The 23,118-nt window shown below is 62.8% G+C and carries 16 protein-coding genes; 6 read left to right on the top strand and 10 right to left on the bottom strand.

From position 1 onward, the window contains the following. Positions 1-14 precede the first annotated feature (14 nt). The 3 genes from B5X90_RS17335 to B5X90_RS17325 all read right to left on the bottom strand — a co-directional run bounded on the left by B5X90_RS17335 (position 15) and on the right by B5X90_RS17325 (position 3,735). A complete protein-coding gene (locus B5X90_RS17335; protein ID WP_079555193.1) occupies positions 15-1,073 on the bottom strand; it encodes an ABC transporter permease in 1,059 nt (352 codons plus the stop codon). A 39-nt stretch (positions 1,074-1,112) separates the two neighbouring features. Beyond that, a complete protein-coding gene (locus B5X90_RS17330; protein WP_079555192.1) occupies positions 1,113-2,690 on the bottom strand; it encodes a sugar ABC transporter ATP-binding protein in 1,578 nt (525 codons plus the stop codon). A gap of 70 nt (positions 2,691-2,760) precedes the next feature. Continuing rightward, positions 2,761-3,735: a sugar ABC transporter substrate-binding protein gene (locus B5X90_RS17325; protein WP_256860308.1), complete on the bottom strand. Its 975-nt coding sequence runs from the start codon at positions 3,733-3,735 to the stop codon at positions 2,761-2,763. A gap of 1,279 nt (positions 3,736-5,014) precedes the next feature. Here B5X90_RS17325 and B5X90_RS17315 point away from each other — a divergent pair. The 3 genes from B5X90_RS17315 to B5X90_RS17305 are packed head-to-tail and all read left to right on the top strand — an operon-like array spanning position 5,015 to position 7,972. Beyond that, entirely contained in the window at positions 5,015-6,163 is a 1,149-nt protein-coding gene (locus B5X90_RS17315) for a glutathione-independent formaldehyde dehydrogenase (RefSeq protein ID WP_079555190.1), read from the top strand. A gap of 59 nt (positions 6,164-6,222) precedes the next feature. Then, a complete protein-coding gene (locus B5X90_RS17310; protein ID WP_079555189.1) occupies positions 6,223-7,371 on the top strand; it encodes a zinc-dependent alcohol dehydrogenase in 1,149 nt (382 codons plus the stop codon). A 13-nt stretch (positions 7,372-7,384) separates the two neighbouring features. Beyond that, positions 7,385-7,972, top strand: a complete 588-nt coding sequence (locus B5X90_RS17305; RefSeq protein WP_079555188.1) for a hypothetical protein — start codon at positions 7,385-7,387, stop codon at positions 7,970-7,972. 873 nt (positions 7,973-8,845) lie between these two features. Here B5X90_RS17305 and B5X90_RS17300 read toward each other — a convergent pair. The 4 genes from B5X90_RS17300 to B5X90_RS17285 all read right to left on the bottom strand — a co-directional run bounded on the left by B5X90_RS17300 (position 8,846) and on the right by B5X90_RS17285 (position 14,398). Continuing rightward, a complete protein-coding gene (locus tag B5X90_RS17300) occupies positions 8,846-10,099 on the bottom strand; it encodes a metal-dependent hydrolase family protein (RefSeq protein ID WP_079555187.1) in 1,254 nt (417 codons plus the stop codon). Positions 10,100-10,163: 64 nt separating this feature from the next. After that, the gene (locus B5X90_RS17295) at positions 10,164-10,619 is read right to left on the bottom strand and encodes a hypothetical protein (protein ID WP_079555186.1); all 456 of its coding nucleotides are present in this window, start codon (positions 10,617-10,619) and stop codon (positions 10,164-10,166) included. Between the two features lie 43 nt (positions 10,620-10,662). After that, the gene (locus B5X90_RS17290; RefSeq protein ID WP_079555185.1) at positions 10,663-12,336 is read right to left on the bottom strand and encodes a hydantoinase B/oxoprolinase family protein; all 1,674 of its coding nucleotides are present in this window, start codon (positions 12,334-12,336) and stop codon (positions 10,663-10,665) included. Positions 12,337-12,346: 10 nt separating this feature from the next. After that, entirely contained in the window at positions 12,347-14,398 is a 2,052-nt protein-coding gene (locus B5X90_RS17285) for a hydantoinase/oxoprolinase family protein (RefSeq protein WP_079555184.1), read from the bottom strand. Between the two features lie 667 nt (positions 14,399-15,065). On the opposite strand from B5X90_RS17285, the gene B5X90_RS17280 reads away from it, so the two are divergent. The 3 genes from B5X90_RS17280 (at position 15,066) to B5X90_RS17270 (ending at position 18,604) form a co-directional block, all read left to right on the top strand. After that, positions 15,066-16,418 carry an MFS transporter gene (locus B5X90_RS17280; RefSeq protein ID WP_256860307.1) on the top strand — a complete coding sequence of 451 codons (1,353 nt, stop codon included), beginning with the start codon at positions 15,066-15,068 and terminating at the stop codon, positions 16,416-16,418. Continuing rightward, the gene (locus tag B5X90_RS17275) at positions 16,415-17,239 is read left to right on the top strand and encodes an aspartate/glutamate racemase family protein (RefSeq protein ID WP_256860306.1); all 825 of its coding nucleotides are present in this window, start codon (positions 16,415-16,417) and stop codon (positions 17,237-17,239) included. The genes B5X90_RS17280 and B5X90_RS17275 overlap by 4 nt, the downstream gene beginning before the upstream one ends. A gap of 366 nt (positions 17,240-17,605) precedes the next feature. Further along, positions 17,606-18,604, top strand: coding sequence for a zinc-dependent alcohol dehydrogenase family protein (locus tag B5X90_RS17270; RefSeq protein ID WP_179129183.1), 999 nt, complete (start codon positions 17,606-17,608; stop codon positions 18,602-18,604). A 188-nt stretch (positions 18,605-18,792) separates the two neighbouring features. On the opposite strand, the gene B5X90_RS17265 is transcribed toward B5X90_RS17270, so the two are convergent. From B5X90_RS17265 to B5X90_RS17255, 3 genes are read right to left on the bottom strand one after another with little or no spacing between them, the layout of a single operon-like run. Continuing rightward, positions 18,793-20,352: a PucR family transcriptional regulator gene (locus tag B5X90_RS17265; protein ID WP_256860305.1), complete on the bottom strand. Its 1,560-nt coding sequence runs from the start codon at positions 20,350-20,352 to the stop codon at positions 18,793-18,795. After that, on the bottom strand, positions 20,345-21,427 hold the full coding sequence (locus B5X90_RS17260; protein WP_079555182.1) for a DUF917 domain-containing protein: 1,083 nt from the start codon (positions 21,425-21,427) through the stop codon (positions 20,345-20,347). The genes B5X90_RS17265 and B5X90_RS17260 overlap by 8 nt, the downstream gene beginning before the upstream one ends. Beyond that, positions 21,424-22,644 (bottom strand): hydantoinase/oxoprolinase N-terminal domain-containing protein, encoded by a 1,221-nt coding sequence (locus tag B5X90_RS17255; protein ID WP_256860304.1) that lies wholly within the window; start codon positions 22,642-22,644, stop codon positions 21,424-21,426. Before B5X90_RS17255 ends, B5X90_RS17260 begins: the two co-directional genes overlap by 4 nt. Positions 22,645-23,118 lie beyond the last annotated feature (474 nt).

Here is a 23,118-nt window from a genome sequence, read left to right as displayed (position 1 = left end):
AGATGGTTGGCGGACTAGGCCGGCTGGGTACGCCGGAAGTGTCTGGAGAAGAAACCGGAAATCCTCTGGACGCCGCCGGCGCTGGAAAGGAAGACGGCCAGGACGATCACGGCTCCCTTGATCACGAGCTGCGGCTCCGAGGAGATCCCCACGAGGTTCATGATGTTGATGATCGTGGTCAGGATGAACACGCCGATCACCGCGTTCAGGGGGTCGCCCTTGCCTCCCATGAGGGAAGCTCCACCCACGACGACGGCCGCGATGGCGTCAAGTTCGTAGCCGACGCCGATGAGCGAGCTTCCTTGCCTCAATTGGGCGGCTGCGACAAGCCCCGCGAGGCCAGCCAGTACCCCGGAGATGGTGTAGGTGAGGATCAGGTTCCGCGCGACGGGCAGACCCGAAAGCCTGGAGGCCTCGGGGTTGCCGCCGATTGCGTATAGTGAGCGGCCAAATGTCGTGTATTTCGCCACGAGCGCCGCGACCACGGCGACGATGATGAAAATCATGACCGGGTTGCGGATGCCCAGTAAGCTGCCGCGGGAGAAGGCCTGAATGAACGGCTGGTCGCGGATCTCGATCAGGCTCGTCGACTGGATAATGTAACTGAAACCCTTGACCGCGCTCATCATGGCCAGGGTCGCGATAAAGGGCGGGATGTTCAGCCACACGACGAGGATGCCATTGATCACCCCGGCAATGGCGCAGCAGCCCAGCACGAACACGACGGAGACACCAGCGGGCATTCCGGCCTGCAGGGTCAGTGCCGTGAGCACCGTGGACATGGCCAGGATCGACCCCACGGAGAGGTCGATGCCGCCCGTCAGGACGACGAAGTACTGGCCGATGGCGAGTATGACGATGATCGATGCGGCGGTGATGACGTTTTCGGCGTTACGGAACGTCAGGAAGTCGTCCGAGACGTAGTAGCCCACCACGATGATCGCGAGGAGCACCAGGATGAGGTAGCTCTTGGGCAGGGCGCGCAGGGCGCCCGCCCGCAGACGCGAGCCGATGCTCGCGGAGGGGGAGGAGGTGTCACTGCGTTGGGGCAATGGTGACAGGGTCCGGGACATAGTTGTTCTCCTGGATAGAAAGTCTGGTGGATGGCGCCGTCAGGCGAAGCGTTCGAGAATGGCGTTGCCGGCGGGATCGATCTCGTCATGGTCAAGCTCTGCGACGACACGCCCGCGCGCCATCACGAGGACGCGGTCACACATCATCGCCTCCGTGATTTCCGAGCTGGCCACCACGACGGTTCCTCCGGCTTGCGCGAACTCGCGGATGAGCTCGTACATGTCTTCCTTGGCCCCGACGTCCACGCCGCGGGTGGGCTCGTCGCACACGAGGATGCGCGACTGGCGCACGAGCCACCGCGCCAGGATTGCCTTCTGTTGCGTCCCGCCGCTGAGCGTTTTCAGGGGCTGGGTTACTCCGGAGACCTTCATGCCGAGGCGGTCGACCATGTCGGCGGCGACGCTGCGCTCCCGCCGTGACTGGATTACGCTCAGTCGGCTGAACTGCGGCAGGCTGGCCAGGGTGATATTGCCGGCAACACCCATATCCGGGATGAATCCCGCGGCCTTCCGGTCCTGCGGCAGCAGGCCGATGCCGTGGCGGATCGCGTCCCGTGGCGCACGGAAATCCACCGCCTGCCCGTCGACGCTCATCTCTCCGGAGGTGCGCTTCCGCGCACCGGCTATGAGCCCTGCCAGCTCGGACTGGCCGCTGCCGATGAGTCCGGAGAGACCGAGGACCTCGCCTTCGAGCAACTCGATCGAGACTTTGTCCACGGACCCATGCTCGGAGATGTCGCGGGTGGAGAGGATGACACGTTCGCCGGCGCCGGGGCCGAGGCGTGGCGAGCGTTCTCCGCGGAGCGCTGCGTCGGCAATGGACCCTTCGAGGCTCTTTCCCACCATCGCCGTGACGACGTCGGACGGCTTGGATTCTGCTGTCTTCAGGTCCGCGGCATTTACACCGTCGCGCAGCACCGTTACGGCGTCACAGAGCGAGAACAGCTCGTCCATGCGGTGCGAAATATAGAGGAGCGTCACGCCTTGCTCCGAGAGGGACCGGAGGACGGTGAAGAGCCGCTCAACGTCGGGCATCGGCAACGTCGACGTGGGCTCGTCCAGCAGGAGAACCCGCGCGTCCTTGTGCAACGCCTTCGCGAGTTCCACCGCTTGCTGCTCTGCAGTGGAGTAGCTGCCCACGGGGCGGCGCACATCGAGGTCGAAGCCCACCCGGTCGAGGGCCGCTCGTGCTTTGGACTGCATACGCTGCCAGTCCACGGCCGCACCGCGGCGCAATGGCAACTGGCCGAGGAAGATGTTCTCGGCCACGGACAGTGAGGGCACGAGGGAGAGTTCCTGGTAAATGGTGTGGATGCCAGCCTGCTGGGCATCCATCGGATCCCGGAACCGCTGGAGCACGCCACCCAGGCGAATGCTTCCCGTGTCCGGGGACTCGGCGCCGGAGAGGATCTTGACCAACGTGGACTTGCCGGCCCCGTTCTGCCCGGCAAGGGCGTGGACTGAGCCGCGGCGGACGCTGAAGCTGACACCCTTCAGCGCCTTCACTCCGGGGTAGGACTTGGTGATGCCGTGGAGTTCGAGTTCTGGGGCACCTGACTGCGATTCCCCTGCCGTCCCGGTGGCAGGCGCCACCGGGACCGGGTTGTTGGCGGGCATAATTGTTCCTTATCTAGGACTTCGGGGCAGAGCGGGGCCGGCTGCAAATCACTTGTCGAGCCGGCGGACGTTAGTCCTTGGCGCGGACGTAGGTGTCCGTGGGGACGTAGTACTTGGCCGCGTCGGCGGGCGTGACTACCGTCGTTTCGATGTAGTTCGTCTTGCCCGGGCACTGGGACTGATCCCCCTTGGCCGCGGCGATCGCCATGCGCACGGCAGTAGCTCCCTGGTCCCACGGCTGGTTGGACGCGTCAGCCTGGAGCGGGCCCTTCGGGCTGTCCACCATTTCCTTGATGGCCCCCATGCCGCCGTCATAGCTGGCCATGATAATCTCGTCGCCCCAGAGACCAGCCTGCTGCAGGCCCTGGACTATGCCACCGTGCATGACATCGCTCATGCTGTAGACGACCTTGAGGTCTGGATTGGCTGTGGCGACGTCGCGGATAGGGGCCAGAGCCTTGTCCGGCTTCCACTCCCCGTACTTGGTATCAAGCTTCACAGTGGTCACACCGGGGTGCTTCTCCATTACACGGTTCCAGCCGGCCATGAAGCCGTTAAACCGAAGGTCGCTCAGCACGTCTCCCGGGAAGCCTCCGATGCCGACGATCTTGATTTGTCCGCTGTCGCCGTACTTCTCGAGCGCCTTCTTTGCAGCTACCTCGCCGGCTAGCGAGCCGGTTTTCTCCTGGTCCTCCGCGACGTAGCAGAACATGTCCGGAACCAGAGACTTATCAACGCTCGAGTTGACTGTTACAACCGGTATGCCCGCGTCTTTCAGCGCCTGAATCGAGGGCCCTACGCCCAACGGGTCGTTCGGGTTCATAACGACGACGTCGACGCCCTTTGTGATCAGGGTCTGTACGTCCGCGTTCTGCCGCACAGTGTCACCGTTGGCGTCCAGCAGCTCGAGCCGCGCCCCGACCCTGCTGGCCTCGGCCTGGCCGCCCTCGACCAAGGTCTTCCACCAGTCACTGCCACTGATGCCTCGCTGGCTCCAGCCGATGACCAGCCCCTTGCCTGTTGCCTTCTCTCCCCCGTCAGCCATTGCAGCACCGCTCTTACACCCGGACAGCCCGAGTGAGGAAACCGTCAGGATCGAGGCGCACAGCGCAACGGTGGCAAGCCTGCTCCTTCGACGGATTCCAGTTGTACTCCTCCGCATAAAAACACTCCCTTGTGTGTATGAGCGCCCCGACTTCGGGGCTATGTGAGTCAAGTTACACGTGAGTTAGCGCACTATCAAGAGGTTGTTAAAAATTTCTTCACGATCAGCTGTGCCCTGGTGCTCAGCATCCAAGTTGCCTCATAATTAGGGAAATGCTCACACTAAGTCTTCGATTGAAGCGGAAGTTCAAATAGTGAGTTATCGCTAACTCAGCAAGGCTTCTAAACGCGAGTGTCATTGAAACGGCGGGCACGTGAGCGGCCGGCCTGTCCGGCCGGGCGGGATCCCATCCGGGGCAGTGTTGAGTGAGCATCAGCAAGGTCGCTTTGGAGCGGGGCAGCCAAAGGCCCGCTCCTGCGCGCCCACGACCGCGCTGTGTCGAAGGCCCTCCGCACCCGGGACGGTGCTCCCCCGGGGTGGCCAATGAGAACCAGCAGTTGCTGGGTCAACTATGAATTCAAAATTTTACGGCTGGCCACGTTGGGAGACGACGGCAAGGAGGTCGATTTCGTGCAGACGTGGAAGTTATATCGGTCATTCTGTGCACAGAGGGGCGTGCGGCCGTACCGGCCACGAGCAGCGCACCGGACATCATCGCCCGGACCCGCAGCCTCACAGACACCGCCACCTGCGCCTATATCGAACAGCGCCCCGGGGAGGCAAGAGAAAAGGGAATTCCGCCGGCGCCTCAACCGCGTCATGGCCAGACAGCTCTGGGCGCGGCTCTTGGAGTGGGCTGTAGCGATGCGTCCGTTGGTCGGGTCTTCCAGCGTGCTGGGGTGTACGGCGTCGCCGCGGTAGAAGGTGATCCCGCCAAGCGGTGACCATGCCTGACATATTTTCAGATTACCCCTCGACAGTGGCACTAAGGGTGCTTAGCATTAAGGCTCATTAAGTTTCTTGTTGCGTACAGACCGGCCGGGCGGGATTTTCCCGGACAGCCTGCCGTCTGAAAACCATTGGCCTCTCGAAGCCTTGGGTTGGCTCAGGGGCCGCAATCCAAGTTCACCCATTCCCCTGCCACCTCCAATACGCGTATCGGGTGACACTTCGCCGCCTTCTCCGGGCCGCCCTCCTGCAGACCCCTGGCTTTGCAGCGCGCCCGGAAGCTGCCACTGCCGGGCCACGATCGGAATGGAATAAAGAAAAGAGCGGAAAAATGAAAGCAGTAGTCTACAAAGGACCCAACGACGTCAGCGTCGAGGACGTACCCGATGCCAAAATTGAGCATCCCGCCGACGTGCTGGTGCGGATCACCTCGGCGAATATCTGCGGCTCTGACCTGCACATGTATGAGGGCCGCACCAGCTTTGCGCCCGGGCGCACTTTCGGACACGAGAACCTGGGCGAAGTGGTCGAAACCGGCCCCGCGGTCAGCAAGGTGAAAGTCGGCGAACGTGTGGTGCTGCCGTTCAACATCGCCTGCGGATTCTGTAAAAACTGCGAACGGGGCTTCACCAACTACTGCCTGACCATGCAGCCCGAGCCCAAGCTCGCCGGCGCAGCCTATGGCTTCGCGGACATGGGCCCGTACCAGGGCGGACAGGCTGAATATCTGCGTGTGCCGTACGGGGACTTCAACTGCCTGCGCCTGGGCGAGGACGCCGTGGAGAAGGAACTCGACTATGTCATGGTCGCCGACATCTTCCCCACCGGCTGGCACGCCACAGAGCTGGCCGGGGTTTACCCGGGAGACTCCGTTGTCATTTACGGTGCAGGACCCGTCGGGCTCATGGCAGCCTACTCGGCCATTATCAAAGGCGCCGGCAAAGTCATGGTCGTGGACCGCCAAAGCGACCGTCTCAAGCTGGCCGAACAGATCGGCGCCATCCCTGTGAATGATTCCGAAGTGGACCCTGTCGACTTCGTCAAAGACCAGACCATGGGATTCGGGGCCGACCGGGGCTGCGAATGCGTCGGTTACCAGGCGCACGATCCGGGCGGAAACGAACAACCCAACCTCACCCTGAACCGGCTCGTAGACTCCGTCCGGTTCGTCGGTGGCCTGGGCGTCGTCGGCGTGTTCCTGCCCCAGGACCCGGGGGCCCCCGACAAACTCGCCCAGCAGGGCCAGGTCGCCTTCGACTACGGGAACTACTGGTTCAAGGGACAAACGATGGGCTCGGGACAGTGCCCGGTCAAGAAATACAACCGGGCCCTGCGCGATTTGATCGCCGGCGGCAAGGCCAGCCCCTCCTTCATTGTCAGCCATGAGCTGCCGCTGGATCAGGCCCCCGACGGCTACCGGAACTTCGACAGCCGCGAAGACGGCTGGACCAAAGTCGTCCTCCACCCAGCCAACGCCTGAACGGTGACGGACAGGAGAATTTCGATGCCGGAACGAACTACTTCCCGGAGGCGGTACTGATGCGGTCAATGGTGTATCGCGGGCCCTACAAGGTGCGCGTGGAAGAAAAGGACATGCCTCCAATGGAGCATCCCAATGATGCAATCGTCCGCGTGAAGCTGGCGGCCATCTGCGGCTCCGACCTGCACCTCTACCACGGCATGATGCCGGACACCCGGGTGGGCATGACCTTCGGGCACGAATTCATCGGCGTGGTGGAGCAGGTGGGCCCGTCGGTGGAGCGGCTGAAACCCGGGGATCGGGTGATGGTCCCGTTCAACGTGTACTGCGGCTCCTGCTACTTCTGCTCCCGCGGGCTGTATTCGAACTGCCATAACGTCAACCCCAACGCCACGGCGGTGGGCGGCATCTACGGCTACTCCCACACCTGCGGGGGGTACGACGGCGGCCAGGCTGAGTTCGTGCGCGTGCCGTTCGCGGACGTCGGGCCGGGCCTGATTCCGGACTGGATGGATGACGAGGACGCCGTCCTGCTCACCGATGCGCTTCCCACCGGTTACTTCGGGGCCCAGCTGGGCGACATCGTTGAGGGCGACACCGTCGTGGTGTTCGGCGCCGGCCCGGTGGGCCTGTTCGCCGCCAAGTCCGCCTGGTTGATGGGCGCCGGCCGGGTGGTCGTGATCGACCACCTGGAGTACCGGCTCGAGAAGGCCCGTTCGTTCGCGCACGCCGAGACGTACAACTTCGTGGAATACGACGACATTGTCGTGCACCTGAAGAAGGAAACCGACTACCTGGGCGCCGACGTCGTCATCGACGCGGTCGGGGCCGAGGCGGACGGCAACTTCCTCCAGCATGTCACCAGCAGCAAGCTGAAATTGCAGGGCGGCTCCCCCATTGCCCTGAACTGGGCCATCGATTCCGTCCGCAAAGGCGGGTCCGTGTCCGTGGTGGGCGCCTACGGCCCGATCTTCAGCGCCGTGAAATTCGGCGACGCCATGAACAAGGGCCTGACACTGCGGATGAATCAGTGCCCGGTCAAACGGCAATGGCCGCGGTTATTCGAACACATCCGGAACGGGTACCTCAAGCCCAGCGACATCGTCACCCACCGCATCCCGCTGGAACACATCGCCGAGGGATACCACATCTTCTCCGCCAAGCTCGATGACTGCATCAAACCCCTCATCGTTTCCACCGCAGCCTGAAAGGAAGAGCATCATGGTTGAGATACCAACGCCCTACACCGCCGGCAAACTGGCGCTGAAGGAGTCCGCGGAGGACCTGCGGGCCCGGATCCCGGGATGGGGCGCAGACCTCGACCCGATGGACAGACCCTCCTACCCTCGTGAGCAGCCCGGAATCGAGACCGGTGCGCACTGGGACTTCCCTGAACGCCAGGAAGCGAAGTGGCCCCGGGAACGGTCCATCGAACACGCATTCATGACCCCCGTTTTTGGGACCTCCACCCCTCCAAGGGGGGCATCCGGTGCCATCCGGAAGTACGCCTACAAGTACAGCGAGGGCCGAGCCACGCACTGGTTACTGCTCATCGCAGCGGACAGGGTGGACGCCTGGGAACACCACCTGAGCTCGTTCGCCACTCTTCGCCCGGACAATCCGGTCACCGAGACGGGAGTGCTCAGTGAGCTTTCGCGCCGCGGGATCTCCTCCCGCTTCGGTAAAAAGCGCGCCGACCTGAGCCATCAGTGGATCGATCCCGTCATCGTCGGCGCCCCCTGGGCGCTGGCGGCCGGCGGAGTCGCAGCCGCCACGCTCAAGACCCTGCGAAAGCGCCGCGTCGCCTGACACCTGTTCCCCCAGCGTGGCGGACCGCGGGCGCGTCAACGGCACGCATCTGCTTGGCGCTTCCCGGCGTGGTGCCCTCCACTCATCGGCACGGACTGCGGGAAACCCTACCGGCTGTCCGTCCCGGTGAGGCTCTTCCCGTCACCAAAGCCGATAGGTTCGCCCGGCCCTACACGATGCTCGAGAACATCAACGAGGGCATGACAAGAGGTTCCCAGGAGTTCCGGCTGCCGATCGGGATGATCATGAGGGTTTGACTACAAGTCGCAGCAAGTCATGCAGTTCCAAGCGCTCCCGGCCATGAAGGAGTACGCGGCAACACCGCTGTCCAAGCCACGAGAAGGAGCCGCAGAACACCCGGCACCAACAAAACTGGGCTCCGCAGGGGCCTATAAAAGGAGATGTGTGCACACTCAGCGGCCCACAAGCCCCTGAACAGCGAAAACACGTGCCCGAGGTGGGCCTCGAACCGCATTCCACCCCATGCAAACACTGGACTCCCGCTAAAACATGAGGGATCCGGCCCGATCCGACCCATGTACGACTCGATCCGGGGCCCGAAGTGTGGACGGTGTACACCCCAAGATTGGCTAGTTCAGATCATTGCGGCCCCACTCCCCGAGTCGAGATGGCTGTTCTGAATTCTGTGCCAGGAGACTTTCGGAACGGAATTCCGGTCAGCCGCAGCATCAGGCGCACCGCTGCCACGCCAAACAAAAAGTCCGCTATCGGCCCTCAAATGAGGGCGCCAGCAAGCATTACGCACAACCGAGTTGACGGCCGATAGCGGATATTGTGTGAGGTTATGGCGCATTGCTCCGATTTTCAGCCTTGGCGAGCCCTCCGCCTACTAGCGGCTATTTTGCCGCTTTCTTAGGCAACCGGAACGTCTAGCGGCAAATCCCTGGCACCCCAAAGGGCACCCATGGAGATGATCTGGCCGTCCTTGATAACGGTACGCGTCTTGCTTTCGTCCCAGAGGATCGAGGGTTCATGGAAGGGATTCCCGTCCAGGACCACCAAGTCCGCGCAGGACCCTCGGGTGATGCGTCCAAGGTCACCGCGCCGAAGCAGGGCGGCGTTGGTTGATGTAGCCGACCGGAGTGCGCCGTACACGCCAAGCACTTCACACTGCAGGCGGAGTCCGGCCAGTTGCTCATCCTCCAGTTCACCCATGAGGTCTGTTCCGAACCCAATCCGGACCCCAGCATCTCGGGCCAGTGCCACGGCGTTCCTCCCTGCCTCTAGAACTTCCCGGTTCTTGGCCGCTCCCACTTCGGTGAGGCCGACTTCCGTGCCTCGCCGTTCCATGGCTTCGTAGGTCACCAAGGTGGGGACTAGATAGACGTCATTGTCAGCCATTAGCTGGGCGGTTTCTGCATCCAGCAGGTTGCCGTGTTCGATGCAGCGAACCCCGTTAAGTACTGAATGGCGAATGGCCTCGGGCGAATATGCGTGAGCCGTGGCGTAGCTGCCCCGGCGGGAAGCCTCCTCCGTTACGGCGCGGATTTCCGCCGCGCTGTACTGCGGAACCCGAATCGGATCGACCGGTGAAACGACCCCGCCGGAGGTCATTAGCTTGATAGCGGAGGCACCTGTGCGGAATCGGTGACGCACGGCCCGCAGCAGGTCATCGGCGCCGTCCACCACTTCGCACATGTGGCCGCCATGGAAGCATCCTCCGTGGTTCGCGGCCCGGATATCGCCGTGGCCGCCTGTCTGGCTTAGCGCCGGGCCGGTGAAGAAGTAGCGCGGACCGGGGTACAGACCCTCCTCGATGGCGCTGGCAAGGCCAACGTCACCACCGGCTACGTCACGAACCGCAGTGAACCCGCGCAGCAGGGCAGCCGCGAGGCGCCGTGCCCCGGCAAGTGCGGAATAGCTCAGTGGCCCCGTCTCGTTCCTGGCGGACGTCAGGCTCAGCGCGTAGGCATGAAAATGCGCATCGATAAGTCCTGGAATCACGGTTCGGCCACCTGCGTCAAGGACAGCGCCGGTCTCTTCCACCTCCCGCCCTACGGCAGTGATCCGGCCATCCCGGATGCTGATAGAACCCTCAATCAGGTCGGGTGATTCACCGTCGAAGATGAGGGCGTTCCGTATTGTCAGGCTTCCCCGAGTGGTCACGTGCTGTTCCTTCCTGTTGTCCCCCGCGGGCGGGCCCCCCAATTGGTGCCCGCCCGTGAAGGAACTAGTTGGCTGCGGTAAGGGATTTTTCGAGCAGATGGACGGACCGCCGTGCAACGTCCACGGCTGCGTCCACCGAATTCTGGTCGTAGCTGCCCTCAGGTGCGAGGAAGTTCATGGAACCGATAGTCCGGCCGTTGCTTAGGACCGGAACGTTGACGATGGCCCCGCAGCCCAATGACTCGATGGTTGCCGAATCAAAGAAGAATGCGCGGACCGCTTCCTTATCCGCCCCCAGGAACGGCTGCTGTCCATTGAGCACCTGCTCCAGCCACACCCGGTTCGTGTCCCCGGCGAGAGTCTTCTTCCCGCCCACCGGATAGACATTGGGATGGGTGGTGTAGACGCGGGCCATACTGGTGCCATTATCGGCAAGGACGGAGGCGGTAAAGAGCGTGACACCGACTGCCACCCGGGCGTGAGCGTACACGTCGTCAAAGGATTCAAATTGGGAACTCATAGAGTCCTTTCTTTTCTTGATGGAACCCATCCGCTGGCGGTGCTTAGTAGCCGTAGTGCGTCTTGGCGAAGTCCTCGGTGATGAAACCGTTGACGATGTCGTAGGTTATGTCCTCGCGGGAGCGCTTGGAGACCTCTCCGAAGCCGCCGCCGCCTCCCACGGCAAGGCGGACGACGTCGCCGGCCTTGACCTTGTGGGCGTTCGCCTTCAGGGTGCGGACCTCATCACGGCGGCCGGGGTTGATCACAACTTCGGGGCCCTGGGCGTCCGATCCGCCGAAGAGCCCCCAAGCGGGGGTCTTTGACCGTTCGAACCAGAGCCCGACCACGCAGTCGGCCAGGAATTCGTATTCGCGTACCACGCCGTTGCCGCCGCGGTACTGGCCGGGGCCGCCGGAGTTGGGGCGGATGGAGTACTCGTTGATCCGGAACGGGTAGCGGGTCTCCAGCATCTCGATGGGCAGGTCCTTGAGTGAGCCGTTGACGTTGTTGATCATGGCGGATTCACCATCCGTGCCCTGCCAGGCACCCCAACCGCCCAGAGTGGCTTCCATGGTGACGAAGTTCCGGCCGAAACGGGTGTCAAAACCGGCGGCGGTGATGATCATTGAGTCACCGTGGCTGGCGCTGGCGACGCGTTCCGGCATGGCCGGGGCCATTGCCTTGGAGACGAGGTCGATCAGAAGCCCGAGGTGGGAGAAGTACCACTGGCACGGGGCTGGCGTCACGGCGCCGAGCACTGAGCCGGACCGTACCTGGGTGGTCATTGGCCGGAAGGATCCGCCGTTGGAGTTGGACTCCGGGCTGACGAGGAGCTTGTAACCCACGCGCAGCGCCGAGACGGCCTGGGCGGCGCCGCAGTTGACCGGCCCCATGGTCTGGTCCGCCGATCCGGTGACGTCGAAGTCAACTGTGTCGCCAGCTACGGTGATCCGCAGCTTGATCGCAATGGGAGTGTCCAGATTGATGCCGTCGTTGTCCAGGAAGCCCTCGGCTTCGTAGATGCCGTCCGGGATGTTGCGTACCGTCGCACGCTCGATTTCCTCCGTCTGGCGGAATATCTCATCCCGGGCGGCATCGAGCTGCTCCATCCCGTACCGGCCCACGAGCTCCTTCATTCGGGTGGTCCCCATCCGGAGGGCGGCGATCATCGCGTGCATGTCACCAATGGTCTGGTAAGGGAAGCGCACGTTGGTCCGGATCAGGTCCACAACAGAAGTCTCAACTCCGGCCTCGACCAGCTTGACCGGCCCCATCCTGAAGCCCTCTTGAAAAATGTCCGTCGAGTCCATCGAACCACCGACATCCTTGGACCCCATGTCCATCCAGTGAGCACGGGTGGCCGCGAATCCGACTACCGCGCCTTCGTCGAAGATCGGAGCAAAAATGGTCACATCGTTCAGGTGGGTGCCGCCCAGGTATGAGTCGTTGAGAATCCAGATGTCCCCTTCCTGCCAGACCGTGCGGCCGTACATCTCCTCCACGGCGATGGAACAGGTTTCCAGATTGCCTAGGAACAGCGGCAGACCGGCGGACTGTCCGAGCACGCGGTGCTCGGTGTCCAGGAGGGCCACGACGCAATCCCCGCCCTCGTAGAGGATGGGTGAATAAGCGGAGCGGATCAGGGTGGCGTTCATGTCATCCGCGGCGCTGGTGAGCGCGTTGCGGATGATTTCCACGGTGACGGGATCAAGGGTTTTGACTGCTGTAATTGTCATTTTTGGTACCTCAGTTTCCTTCGACGTCTTCAGAGCGGATGACCAGGGAGCCGAACTCGTCGACCTTGACGTTGAACCCGGGGGGCACCACGGTGGTGGCGGTCTGCTCCACGATGATGGCGGGTCCTTCGAATGTGTGGCCGGCGCCGAGGTCGTCACGGCGGACCACGGTGGTGTCGTGTTCGACGTGGTCAAAGACCACCCGGCGGATTTCGTGCTTGAACTCCGGGCCCTGTGCGGTTACGTAACTCGGAGCTTCCAGCCGTCCCAGGTCGCCGACGGCCTGCGTGCGCAGCGTGACGATTTCGATCGGGGCGCCGAGATTGGAGTGGCCGTAGCGCTCGTGGTACATCGCGGAGAAACGGACAGCGAGGTTGGCGACGAAGTCCGGGGACTCGGGTTCGTCAGCGGACGTCAGCGGAACGTTCAGGGAGAACTCCTGCGACTGGTAGCGGACGTCCACGGACGCCGTGGTGGCGCGGCTTTCCTCCGGGACGCCTTCCGAGATCAGTGACGACAGGCCTTCGACTTCCATGGAGCGCAGGATGCCGGCCATGTCTGCAACGTCGATGTCTTCGTCGAGGTAGAAGTACGGTTCGGAAAAGTCCTTACGGATGTTGGTTTGCAGCATGCCCCAGGCCGAGAAAGCGCCGGGGAAGCGGGGAACGACCGTTTCCGGGATGCCAAGTTCCTTAGCGAGGAAGACGGCGTGCATGGGTCCGGCTCCGCCGAAGGCCACGAGGGAGAAGTCGCGGGGTTCGATACCCCGGGAGATGGTGATGGTCCGGATGGCCTGGGCCATCTGCGAGTTGGCCACGTCGCAGATGCCTTCGGCCATGGCGATGGGGTCCAGGCCGAGCTGGTCACCTACCGTTTTCAGGGCTGTGATCGCGGCTTCGCGGTCCAAGGCCACCTGTCCGCCGGCGAACCAGCCGGGGTCGACTCGTCCGAGCACCAGATTGGCGTCGGTAACGGTGGGTTCCGTCCCGCCGCGACCGTAGCAGGCCGGTCCTGGGGTGGCTCCCGCGGAGCGCGGTCCCACCCGCAGGCCGCCGGCTTCGAGCCATGCGACGGAGCCGCCGCCTGCGCCGACTGTGTGGATGTTCACGACGCTCATGAGCATCGGCAGACCTTCAAGGTGGGCCTCCATGGAGACGTCCGGCTTGCCGTCAACCACCAAGGAAACGTCAAAGGATGTCCCGCCCATGTCCACACCGATGAGGTTGCGGCTTCCCGAGACGCCCGCCAGTTCGACATCGCCCATGGCACCGCCGACGGGGCCGGAAAGCAGTGTCTGCAGCGGGCGCTTACGGGCGGACTCAGCGGTAAGCACGCCGCCGGAGGACTGCATAATGTGCAGCGGGGCTTCCACTCCCCGGTCAGCAAGTTTCTCTTCCAAGTCCAGGAGGTAGTTGCGTACGACCGGCCCCGTGTAGGCCTCGACGACGGCGGAGGACGTGCGCTCGTATTCGCGCCATTCCTTGGCTGCTTCGTGCGAAAGGGAGACTGTGAACTGTTCCCCGAGTTCCTCGATCAAGATTTCGCGGGCCCGGAGTTCGTGCGAGGGGTTCTTGTAGCTGAACAGGAACGCAACGGCGACGGCGCCGTAGCCCTCCTCCACTGCCCGGCGCGCGGCCTGGCGGACTGCCAGTTCGTCCAAGGGCACGAGTTCCTGGCCTTGACTGTCCAGCCTGCCACCGACGCCGATGACGTCCTTGCGCTCGATCAGCGGGGCAGGCTTGCGGTACTGGGCATTGTAGAGCTCAAGACGGGGGCCGCGGGCGATGTGATAGGTATCTTCGATGCCGGCCGTGGCCAGCAGTAGCACGGGAACCCCACGACGTTCTAGGAACGCATTCAGGCCCTGGGTGGTGCCGTGGACCAGGAAATCGATGTCCGATAGATCATCAACTATCGATTCCAGGCCTGCGATGACGCCGGCACTCAGGTTTCCCGGCGTGGTGGACGCTTTCGTAGCCGCGTAGGTTCCGGCGTCCTGGTCGTACGCCACAATGTCAGTAAAGGTTCCGCCGATATCCATCGACACCCTGTAGTTCGGCATGTGTATCTCCTCATGGTCTTGGAATGGAACTTTGTGTGTGGGAGATCACGGTACAGACGGGCCGACCAAGATGGGGGGCATACTGCATGATTCGGCTGCACCTGGACGGGCAGAGTGCATAGCAGTGGTGTGCGGGCACTGGAACTGTCGAGGCCGGTGGGCTCGGCGCGCCAGCGGCGTGAGGTTTATGAATTGGCGCTTGTCCTCCTCAGTGCGACAACGAAGGCGCTCCCGGATGGGCTGTAGTGGGACGGGTCATTCTGCCCGGGCAGGCAGAGCAGAAGTGCTGGAGACGAACCTGGCCGGCGCCCCCTTTTGGCGATCCCTCTAGGACGCCTGGCACCAGCCCGAAAGGCAATAACGGCGGATAGAGCCTGCCCATGTCACCAAAAACAAAGCCCTTTTGACCTGCGCAGAGGGTGCGCGTTTACAAGAGCAGTGCTTTCCGCCCAAACGGGCGAATCAAAGAAGTGCAAAGTGAACACCGTCTGAGCGCTCTTCGTTTGTAGTGTGAGGGCAATCACTCGGCGAGGGGTTAGGCGACCTACTCCGAGTGGAGGCTTGGGTGAGCTGCTCCGAGGTGAATTCCTTGATATCCGGACTGTTCTCCGTGCACAGAACCGCTGCGTGTACTTCTTATCCTGTCCAAAATATCGGAGGTCAAGACATGTCCAGTATCGACCCACTCATTTCAGGGCAAGCGCCCGGGACGGCGAGCCCACCTCGCTCCATGGCCGTCGGGCACGCGTTCCGCGACATGCCTTTCGGGTCCATCCACTTTAAAATCTGCGCGGTCCTCTTCTTCGCTTTCGCAATCGAAGCCTGGGAAATGCTCATGCTCACCTACGTTGCTGGTGATCTGGCTACTAGCCTGCAGGTCGGCATGACGGAGGTAGGAATCGCCATCTCGGCGCTCTTCCTGGGCATGATCCCCGGGTCACTAATTTGGGGGCCCATCTCTGACCGGATCGGGAGGAAGTCCACGTGTGCATGGAGCTTCGCCGGTTATGGCGTCTTCACGCTCCTGAGTTGCCTCGCACCGAACTTTGAGACCCTCTCGGTGGCTCGCTTCCTCTCCGGGCTGTTGTTCTCGGGCGTCTTCACTGTGACTTTCCCCTATTTTGAAGAGCTGCTCCCGGTTAAGGTCCGCGGAAAGGCCACGGTCTATCTTGCCGCAGGGTGGCCGATCGGTATCCTGGCCGCCCTCGGCACCGCTGCTCTGATCGGCGGGCACGGCTGGCGCTGGGTCATTGCTGTTAGCGCACTTGCCAGCCTGTGGGGCATCGTTCTGTACAAGATCGTTCCGGAATCCCCGTACTGGCTCGCGAGGCGGGGGCGGAATGAAGACGCGCACGATGTCCTCGACCGTCTGGGAGCACGCCCCATCTCCCGTGGCACCATTTTCACCGTGTCGGAGGGCGAGAAGCAGTCCATCTGGAGCCTCTTCAAGGGGAGAATGGGCCGGATCACGGTCATTCAAGTCCTCATCAACTTCACCTTCTCTTGGGGCTACTGGGGACTTCAATCGTGGATGCCAACATTGCTTCAGGGGCGAGGACTGAGCGCCTCATCAAGCTTTTCCTTCATTGCCCTGAGCGCGGTCCTCATGATCCCGGGATACATGACGGCCTCCTACCTGACCGGACGCTTTGGACGCAAATGGATATTCACGATCTATGTCCTCGCCGCGGCTGGCGGCGGTTTCTTCTTCGCGACAGCCTCAACCGAGACCGAGATGTATGTGGGCATGTTCTCTCTGGCCTTCTTCGCTCTGGGAGCCTGGGGTGTCTGGGACACGTGGATGGGCGAGCTCTATCCCTCGGCCCTTCGTGGCTCAGGTTACGGGTTCGGTATCTTCGGTCAGCGCGTCGCAAATACGGTCGCACCGAGTCTTGTCGGGTTCCTCCTAGCCTCCGCCACTGGAGTCACCTCGACAATTCTGTTTATCAACATGTTCTTGTTTGTCACGGTCATCCTCAGCCTGTTCTTGCCCGAAACCGAAGGAAGTGAATTGGAATGATCACCCCCACCGACAATCTTGACGATCTCTCGGAGAACGCCCGAATCCTGTGGATCAACCCGCTCTACACCGATGTGTACAATCGAGCGATGGCGGACTCCTTCCGCCAGATAGTCCGTCCGGGTACCGAAGTTGATGTCGTTTCCCTTGACGGAGAGGGCCCCTCCCACGTTGAATACAACGCCTTCGAGGCACTCATGCTTCCACAGCTGTTGCGAACGGTGCGGTGGGCGGAAGAAGAAGGCTATGACGCCGCCGTCGTCGGTTGTTTTTACGATCCGGCGCTGCGGGCGGCACGCGAAATCACCGATCGCATGGTGGTTGTAGGCCCGGCGCACTCGGCGCTGAGCATCGCCGGAAGTCTGGGCGAGCGATTCTCCATTCTCGTCGGACGAAAAAAGTGGATTCCCGAGATGGCCGAGAACGTCCATCGTTGCGGCGCATCAGAGCGTCTTGCCTCATGGCGCGTGCTCGAGATGGGCGTCGATGACTTCCAGGAGAACCCGGCGCTCACGGAAAAGCGGATCATGACCGAAGCCCGCAAGGCCGTGGAGCAGGACGGCGCAGACGTCGTCATCCTCGGCTGCACGGCCGAATTCGGATTCTTCCGAACGGTCCAAGAGGAAATTGGCGTACCCGTGATCGACGCGACTGTGGCCCCGCTCAAACACGCCGAGCAGCTCGTTGATTCGGTTCGCCGGTTCGGTTGGACGCACAGCAAGCGCCTGGGCTACGACGGGCCCACAGCCCAAGAACGCCAGCGGTTCTTCCCGGCTCTCGAGCCAAAGCACATGGTGTCAATGACCACGGTGTCCTCGTAAATACATTGCACTGCCCGTCACGCCGACTGCTTGCGCGTCACAGAGCCCCTCCACCCTAGGGCATCTTTGGCCGGAGGTTACCCCGATGCCCTCGCTTGCCTTGACATTCCGTGATCGAGGCAGGCGAGGGAACCCCCGCGGTCACCAGCACTGCGGGAACACGCAACCGCATCCTTCCCATAACCCCGGCGGCATCAGCGCCGGCTAACCCAATCAAAATCAAACGTGGCATATAGCACCAAGCAAAAACGGAGGTAAGGCTATGTCCAGACGGACCCTATGTATCAAGCCCATGATGACCCACGCTTACTATGTCCCTATCGGACTGCTGTCCCCCCTCGAGCCCGACCTCTCGCTGGACCAGCGATGAGCAGGCCGGAATCCGCGGTTGTCTTCCGCAGATTGGGCGGCCCCGAAGTGCTGGCCGTCGAAGCTGCTGCTCCACGTCAAGTCGCGGAAAACGATGTCCGCATCAACGTCGCAGCATTCGCACTCAACAGGGCAGATCTAATGTTCATCCACGGAGAGCACTACACCATCCCGGCGTTCCCCTCGCGCATTGGGTCCGAGGCAGTGGGTACCGTCACCGAGATCGGCGAGAACGTCACAGCCTTCAACATCGGCGACCGCGTCACGAGCATTCCCTTCTTCACCGCAACCGACGGCGTGCAGGGAACAACAGCTGTCCTACCGGCAGACTACCTAACCCTTGCTCCACCGGAACTTTCGGATGCCCAGGCCTGCTCTGTTTGGATGCAATATCTCACTTCTTACTTCGCCTTCGCAGAGGCAGCCAATCTCGGATGCGAAGACACAGTGCTCGTCACTGCCGCCGCCAGTTCGGCCGGGCTTGGTGCCATCGAGATCGCACGCGCACTTGGGGCGAAGGTGGTCGCGACGACACGGTCAGAGAAGAAGCGATCGCTCCTCCTCGAGGCCGGCGCAAACGAAGTAGCCCTCGTGGGGGTCGACGACCTCGGCGAGGTCATCGACCGCACCACCGATGGCAAGGGCGTGCGGGTCGCTTTCGACCCTGTCGGAGGAGAGTCCCTCGGCACCTACGTCGATCATCTCGCACCTAACGCCGTCATTTTCGGCTACGGAACGCTGAGCGATTTGCAGCCCGTTATCCCTATGGCCGCAATGTGCAGAACTCAATCGGTTTTCCACCCGTACTCAATGTTCAACCACGTCGGGCGGCCCGATGAGCGGCGGCGAGGTGTCGACTTCATCCTCAAGCGGATTAGCTCCGGGGCCCTGCGGCCTAGAGTCGACAGGGTTTTTGCTTTCGACCAAGTGCTTGATGCCTACCGCTACACGGAGTCGAACGAACAGTCAGGGAAGATTGTCGTCGAAATAAGTTAGCCCTGCCGCGCCTGGGCCCGCGTCCGTGTCCGTGTCCGTGGAACAGCCCGGGGCACGGACCGGGGTCGGGCTCAGGCATGGACCGCCGTCACTGACTGCTGACGGATGGAGACGCGCGCCGTGCTCGTGCCCGGCGTTCGATGGGGGCAGCTTTAAGCGCTGGCCGAAGCCAGAAATCCTCGGCGCAATCATTGATGGAATCGGACTGGGAACTCAGGGAGTCCTTTCTGGTTTTCGAGGGTGTCTTCGGAAGTCGTTTTGTCTCGCATAGATCGCCGCAGCACTTTGACGATGAGGTGGACGGACAGCAGCTCAGAGGGGATATCAAGCGGGACACCGAGTTCCCGTGCCCGGTTAAGCCGGGCCTGCAGGGTGTTCCGGTGCAGGTTGAGGGATTTGGCAGCGAGGCTGACTGAGCCGCGGTGATCGAGGAAGGCGGCCACTGCCGTAATGATCACGTCGCGGTCCGGGGAATTCATCAGTCGCGGCAGTGATAGTTCTGCCACGAGCGCGACGGCGTCCATGTCGACGAAGGTCGTGGCCGCGACCACCCCGAGGCTGGCGAAGCCTAGAACCGTGCCGGGCCCCGTTGACCGGGCGGATTGTCCAGCCAGCCGCGCCTCACGCACGATCAACGCCAGCGCCGGGGCATCCTCCTGCCATCGTGACAGTCCCGCCACCAGGCCAAGCTCGGCAAGAGCTGGCCCCAGACGTGTCCTGATTCGGGTTTCGAGCTGGGTCGAGGCGTCCTGATCCCCGGCGGGTACGAGCGTCAGCCAACCGCCTTGAACCTCAGCCAAGGGGCTGCGTGCTGTGACCTTGCGCCAGAGCAGGCGCAACACGGCCGTCAACTCGGGCGGGTGGTCTTGCACCTGCCCGCTGCGGAGCCACACGGCCACATACGGCTCCCCTCCGCGCCAGCCCAACTGGGTCAGCAGATGGCGGTGTTTTTCCTCGAACTCCGCGCCCGACGCGGCAGGGTCCTGATCCAACCCGGCGATCGCCGCGGTGGGAACGGCCCGGGCAGTACTAAGTAGCTCCTCCAACAGCCAGGCAGCCTTCACCGCGGGGGTGGCCACCTCAAGGATTGAGCGCACTAGCCGCAGGTTGTGGATGCCGGAAGTGGGCACGCGGGCCGTGAGGGTGCAGCGGACGACGCTGTTGGCCCCGCCGACTTCCACGGTGATGACTTCGTCAGTCTCCCGTGGAGGCAGCCCGACGGAGGCCAGAACCACGCCGTCGTACTCCAGCGAAACTCCGACCCCGTCCAGTTCCCTGGAAATGGTCTTGAGGACGTCACCGAGTGTGGTGTCCTTTGCGACTGTCCGGGCGACCCTGGCCAGTTCCGCATCGACCACCGACAGGGCCGCGCCGATCTCGGCCGCCAGTGCCAAGGCAAGCGCTGCAGGCTCCCCGTCAGTGGCCAGCAGCGTGATGCCCAACCGCTCCGCCAGTCCGACCGCCGCGCTTGCATAGGCGCTGCCGGCCACGACGACGGCGCTGGCGCGCCGCTCCCACGCATGGCGCAGCGCCGCGGACACCAGCCAACCCCCTGATCCCATCTCTGAGGAGAGGACCACCACAGTGTTGGGCCGCACCTGCCGGATTGCCTCAAGCTGGGAGACGAGAACAACACTTTCTATCAACCCGCTGGATGGAGTGAGATATAGCGGCGTGGCACCACGGAGGGAACCGTGCGCCAATAGCGCGGCGACATCGAGCCGGGTTTCATTTTTCGATCTACGCATGTCGCCGCCGTGGGTGGGCGATCGGAATGCCGAAGGCCTTGGGCTCGGTGAGATCAAGCCCCTCCTCCGAATACCACTGCGCCGCTGCCGTGATCTTCACGATGTCGATGACGTCGCCCACCTGGACGTCGTCGAGGTTGACCACCGTGCCCTGCTCGGAATTGAGTAGCGTCACCATGTCCGGGACGGCGGCTGTTATCTCACCATCCACGAGGACCAGCAGGATCTCATTCTGGAGTTCAAGACGGACGATGCGTCCGGTGGTTTCGTCTTCGAGCGTTACGCTGGACGGCTGCGCCGGCAAGCCGAGATCGGTGGGCCGGGAAAGGCTTTCGATGTGGCTCACTCGGGCCCGGGCGATGCGCGTGGCGCCGAGGAGATCGGCGAGCAACAACAACTTTCTATCAACCGAGGTGCTCGCGTCGAGGATTTGCCCGATCCGGATCATCCGGCTGACGGAGCCATGAACGCCATGTTCCCTCAGCTGTTGTGCGGAACACGGATACATGGCGGTGGCTGCCCAACCGCCGAGTTCGGTCACCAGTGCACGCACCAGTGTCTCGGCCCGCTGTGGGCTTTCGACCTCAACCACCGCCCGCTCCCCGGTTACCCCCATGAGCGCGATAGGGCCGATCGCCACGTTTCCAATGTTCAGAGTTGTCTGGCTGATCAAGGGGAAAACGCGGCCCATGGGGTCGGAATCGATGACGGACAGCGAGGACTGCAGCCCAACCATGAGGGGGACGATTCCATTGATGTTGGCGGCGGCGAGCGGATAGATCGCCCTCACCTTCCGGCCGAGACTGGCCTCGATGGCACTGATGCAGCCGAGGAACTCATCGCCCACGGGGGGCATGTCGGCGATGAAAAGGCCCTGCGTGACCATTCCGACCGCCACGACCAGATCGTCGGGAGCAAGCTCGTCGACGGTGATGAGTTCCAATGACCGGTCCTCCATCGCCCGCTGGATCATCTCAGCGTAGACGTAGATGGCCGTCGGGTCGATGGTGCAGGCCAGGAAGTGGGCACCTGTTCTGAGGTTCCGGACGTCCTCGGTAGTGAGTACGGTGCTCATGGGTTGGTTCCTCGCGCGGCTGCGGGCAGCACGTGTTCCTCGGCGGCGGACGTTTCTCCTGCCGCCTGGACCCGGATTCGAACGATTCCGGGGTTGCCGTAGGGCATGGCAAAGACGTTCGATTCAACGATGTGGGTCTGCCCGGGGCTGGCGCCCAACTGGACCGCCGCTGAGTGGGCGTCCTCTTCGGCGAGGTTCTGCACGCGTTTCAAGTCAACCCGGCCGCTAACGGTCTCGAGCCTGTCGATCCACGCCGTCAGCGGGGCCACGGCAGATCCTTCCAGTGCGGCGTCCTGCACCGCCGGCAGAGTGGGCACCAGCCCGAAGGGCAGCGCACTCTGCTGCCACTCGCGGAGGTCGGCAATCACGGAGGGGATGTCGGCGCGAACCGGATGGTGGACGGTGTACGGCTCCAGAATGGCGGCGTTGCTGGCGAGGCTTGCGTCAAATCCTTGGCGAATGAGGCTTCTGGTGACAGGCAGGCCTCCACGGGTGTGGCCCACGGTGACCCCGGCCTCCATGCAGAGAATGACTTCCCCTTCGGGCATTCCCGCCAACGTGGCCGCGCCAAGGATTCCCATCGCGGGCTCGGCGCGCAACCCGTGCACAGGCGCCAAGGCCAGCCGTGACAGAGGTGCGCGGCCGCCGTCGTTCTTTGCAAACGACAAGAGGGTGGCCGGGAGCTGGCGCCGGCCTGCCTCCTCAAGCATGGCAGCCAGCTCTTCCCCCGTCTCCATCAGGGCGCTGTTAAGGATGGCTGTGTAGTCGCGGTCCCGGAAAACGCTGGAATAGAAGTCATTGGAAATACTGATCCGCATATCTCTGTCGTTGCTTAGGATGGCATCGGCTATGCGCGTTTCATGGTCCTTTGACGCTGTCGAACCGACGGAAGTGATCGCCACGTTCCGCACGTCACCGGCAAGGATGCCGGGGAGATCGGCCAGGAACGCCTCCAGGTCCAACCGGGCCAGAGGCCGTCCCCGCAGGTCGTGACCCCCGCGGACATGCACGGTCCGGGTCACTGCCGGTTCAACAAGGGCTGGCAGCACGGTCATGTGAAAGTCGTCCGCGGGGGGACGGGGTGAAATACGGATGGCGACGACGTCTGCCAGTTTCCGCTCCACCAAGACCCGTCCGACGTCGGCAGTGATCTCGGTAATGCCTGCCCCGAACTCCCGACGGAGCCCGGACAGGCACGACTCCAAGGCATCCGACAAGCTGCCCGCGTGCACCTCCCGAGCGGCGGAAACTACAGTCCGCCCGTCCAGTACAACGGTCCGGCAGCTGGTTCCCTGTAGCCGCAGTCCCACTCTCATTGTTCAGTTCCTGCCTGGCGTCTACCAACGTTGAGTATCTGCCGAGTCGTGAATATCTTCCCTGTGTATAGAGTGCACCACTAGTCGTCCTCTAGTGCTCCCCCAGTCGCTGAGAGAGCATTGTTTCGTGCTCCTCGGCCTATTGTTCGTGCCGTTCTGAGGACGGCTGTTGTGGCCGCGGCGGCCTTCAGGGCGGCGAGGGCGGTGCCGACCGAATCGACGGTTCGGCGATTGCCGTGGGCAGCCAGATGGTTCACGGCCGCGGGAATAATCAGCGGGAACACCGCGAGCGCGACGGCGCGGCAAGCCATGGTTGCGCACCACTGTGCGTTCGATGAGGAAGGTCAGCACCGTGATGGCTCCCACAAGCGACAG

It is taken from the genome of Arthrobacter sp. 49Tsu3.1M3, from assembly GCF_900168135.1.
Classification (GTDB): domain Bacteria; phylum Actinomycetota; class Actinomycetes; order Actinomycetales; family Micrococcaceae; genus Arthrobacter.
Note: the sequence above shows the minus strand (reverse complement) of the source record. Positions and strands in the feature narration are given on the sequence as shown.

What these genes read in the sequence shown, in the direction of transcription:
- B5X90_RS17335 (WP_079555193.1), bottom strand. Translation starts at nt 1,073, where the DNA reads ATGTCCCGGACCCTGTCACCATTGCCCCAACGCAGTGACACCTCCTCC.
- B5X90_RS17330 (WP_079555192.1), bottom strand. Translation starts at nt 2,690, where the DNA reads ATGCCCGCCAACAACCCGGTCCCGGTGGCGCCTGCCACCGGGACGGCA.
- B5X90_RS17325 (WP_256860308.1), bottom strand. Translation starts at nt 3,735, where the DNA reads ATGGCTGACGGGGGAGAGAAGGCAACAGGCAAGGGGCTGGTCATCGGC.
- B5X90_RS17315 (WP_079555190.1), top strand. Translation starts at nt 5,015, where the DNA reads ATGAAAGCAGTAGTCTACAAAGGACCCAACGACGTCAGCGTCGAGGAC.
- B5X90_RS17310 (WP_079555189.1), top strand. Translation starts at nt 6,223, where the DNA reads ATGCGGTCAATGGTGTATCGCGGGCCCTACAAGGTGCGCGTGGAAGAA.
- B5X90_RS17305 (WP_079555188.1), top strand. Translation starts at nt 7,385, where the DNA reads ATGGTTGAGATACCAACGCCCTACACCGCCGGCAAACTGGCGCTGAAG.
- B5X90_RS17295 (WP_079555186.1), bottom strand. Translation starts at nt 10,619, where the DNA reads ATGAGTTCCCAATTTGAATCCTTTGACGACGTGTACGCTCACGCCCGG.
- B5X90_RS17290 (WP_079555185.1), bottom strand. Translation starts at nt 12,336, where the DNA reads ATGACAATTACAGCAGTCAAAACCCTTGATCCCGTCACCGTGGAAATC.
- B5X90_RS17285 (WP_079555184.1), bottom strand. Translation starts at nt 14,398, where the DNA reads ATGCCGAACTACAGGGTGTCGATGGATATCGGCGGAACCTTTACTGAC.
- B5X90_RS17280 (WP_256860307.1), top strand. Translation starts at nt 15,066, where the DNA reads ATGTCCAGTATCGACCCACTCATTTCAGGGCAAGCGCCCGGGACGGCG.
- B5X90_RS17275 (WP_256860306.1), top strand. Translation starts at nt 16,415, where the DNA reads ATGATCACCCCCACCGACAATCTTGACGATCTCTCGGAGAACGCCCGA.
- B5X90_RS17270 (WP_179129183.1), top strand. Translation starts at nt 17,606, where the DNA reads ATGAGCAGGCCGGAATCCGCGGTTGTCTTCCGCAGATTGGGCGGCCCC.
- B5X90_RS17265 (WP_256860305.1), bottom strand. Translation starts at nt 20,352, where the DNA reads ATGCGTAGATCGAAAAATGAAACCCGGCTCGATGTCGCCGCGCTATTG.
- B5X90_RS17260 (WP_079555182.1), bottom strand. Translation starts at nt 21,427, where the DNA reads ATGAGCACCGTACTCACTACCGAGGACGTCCGGAACCTCAGAACAGGT.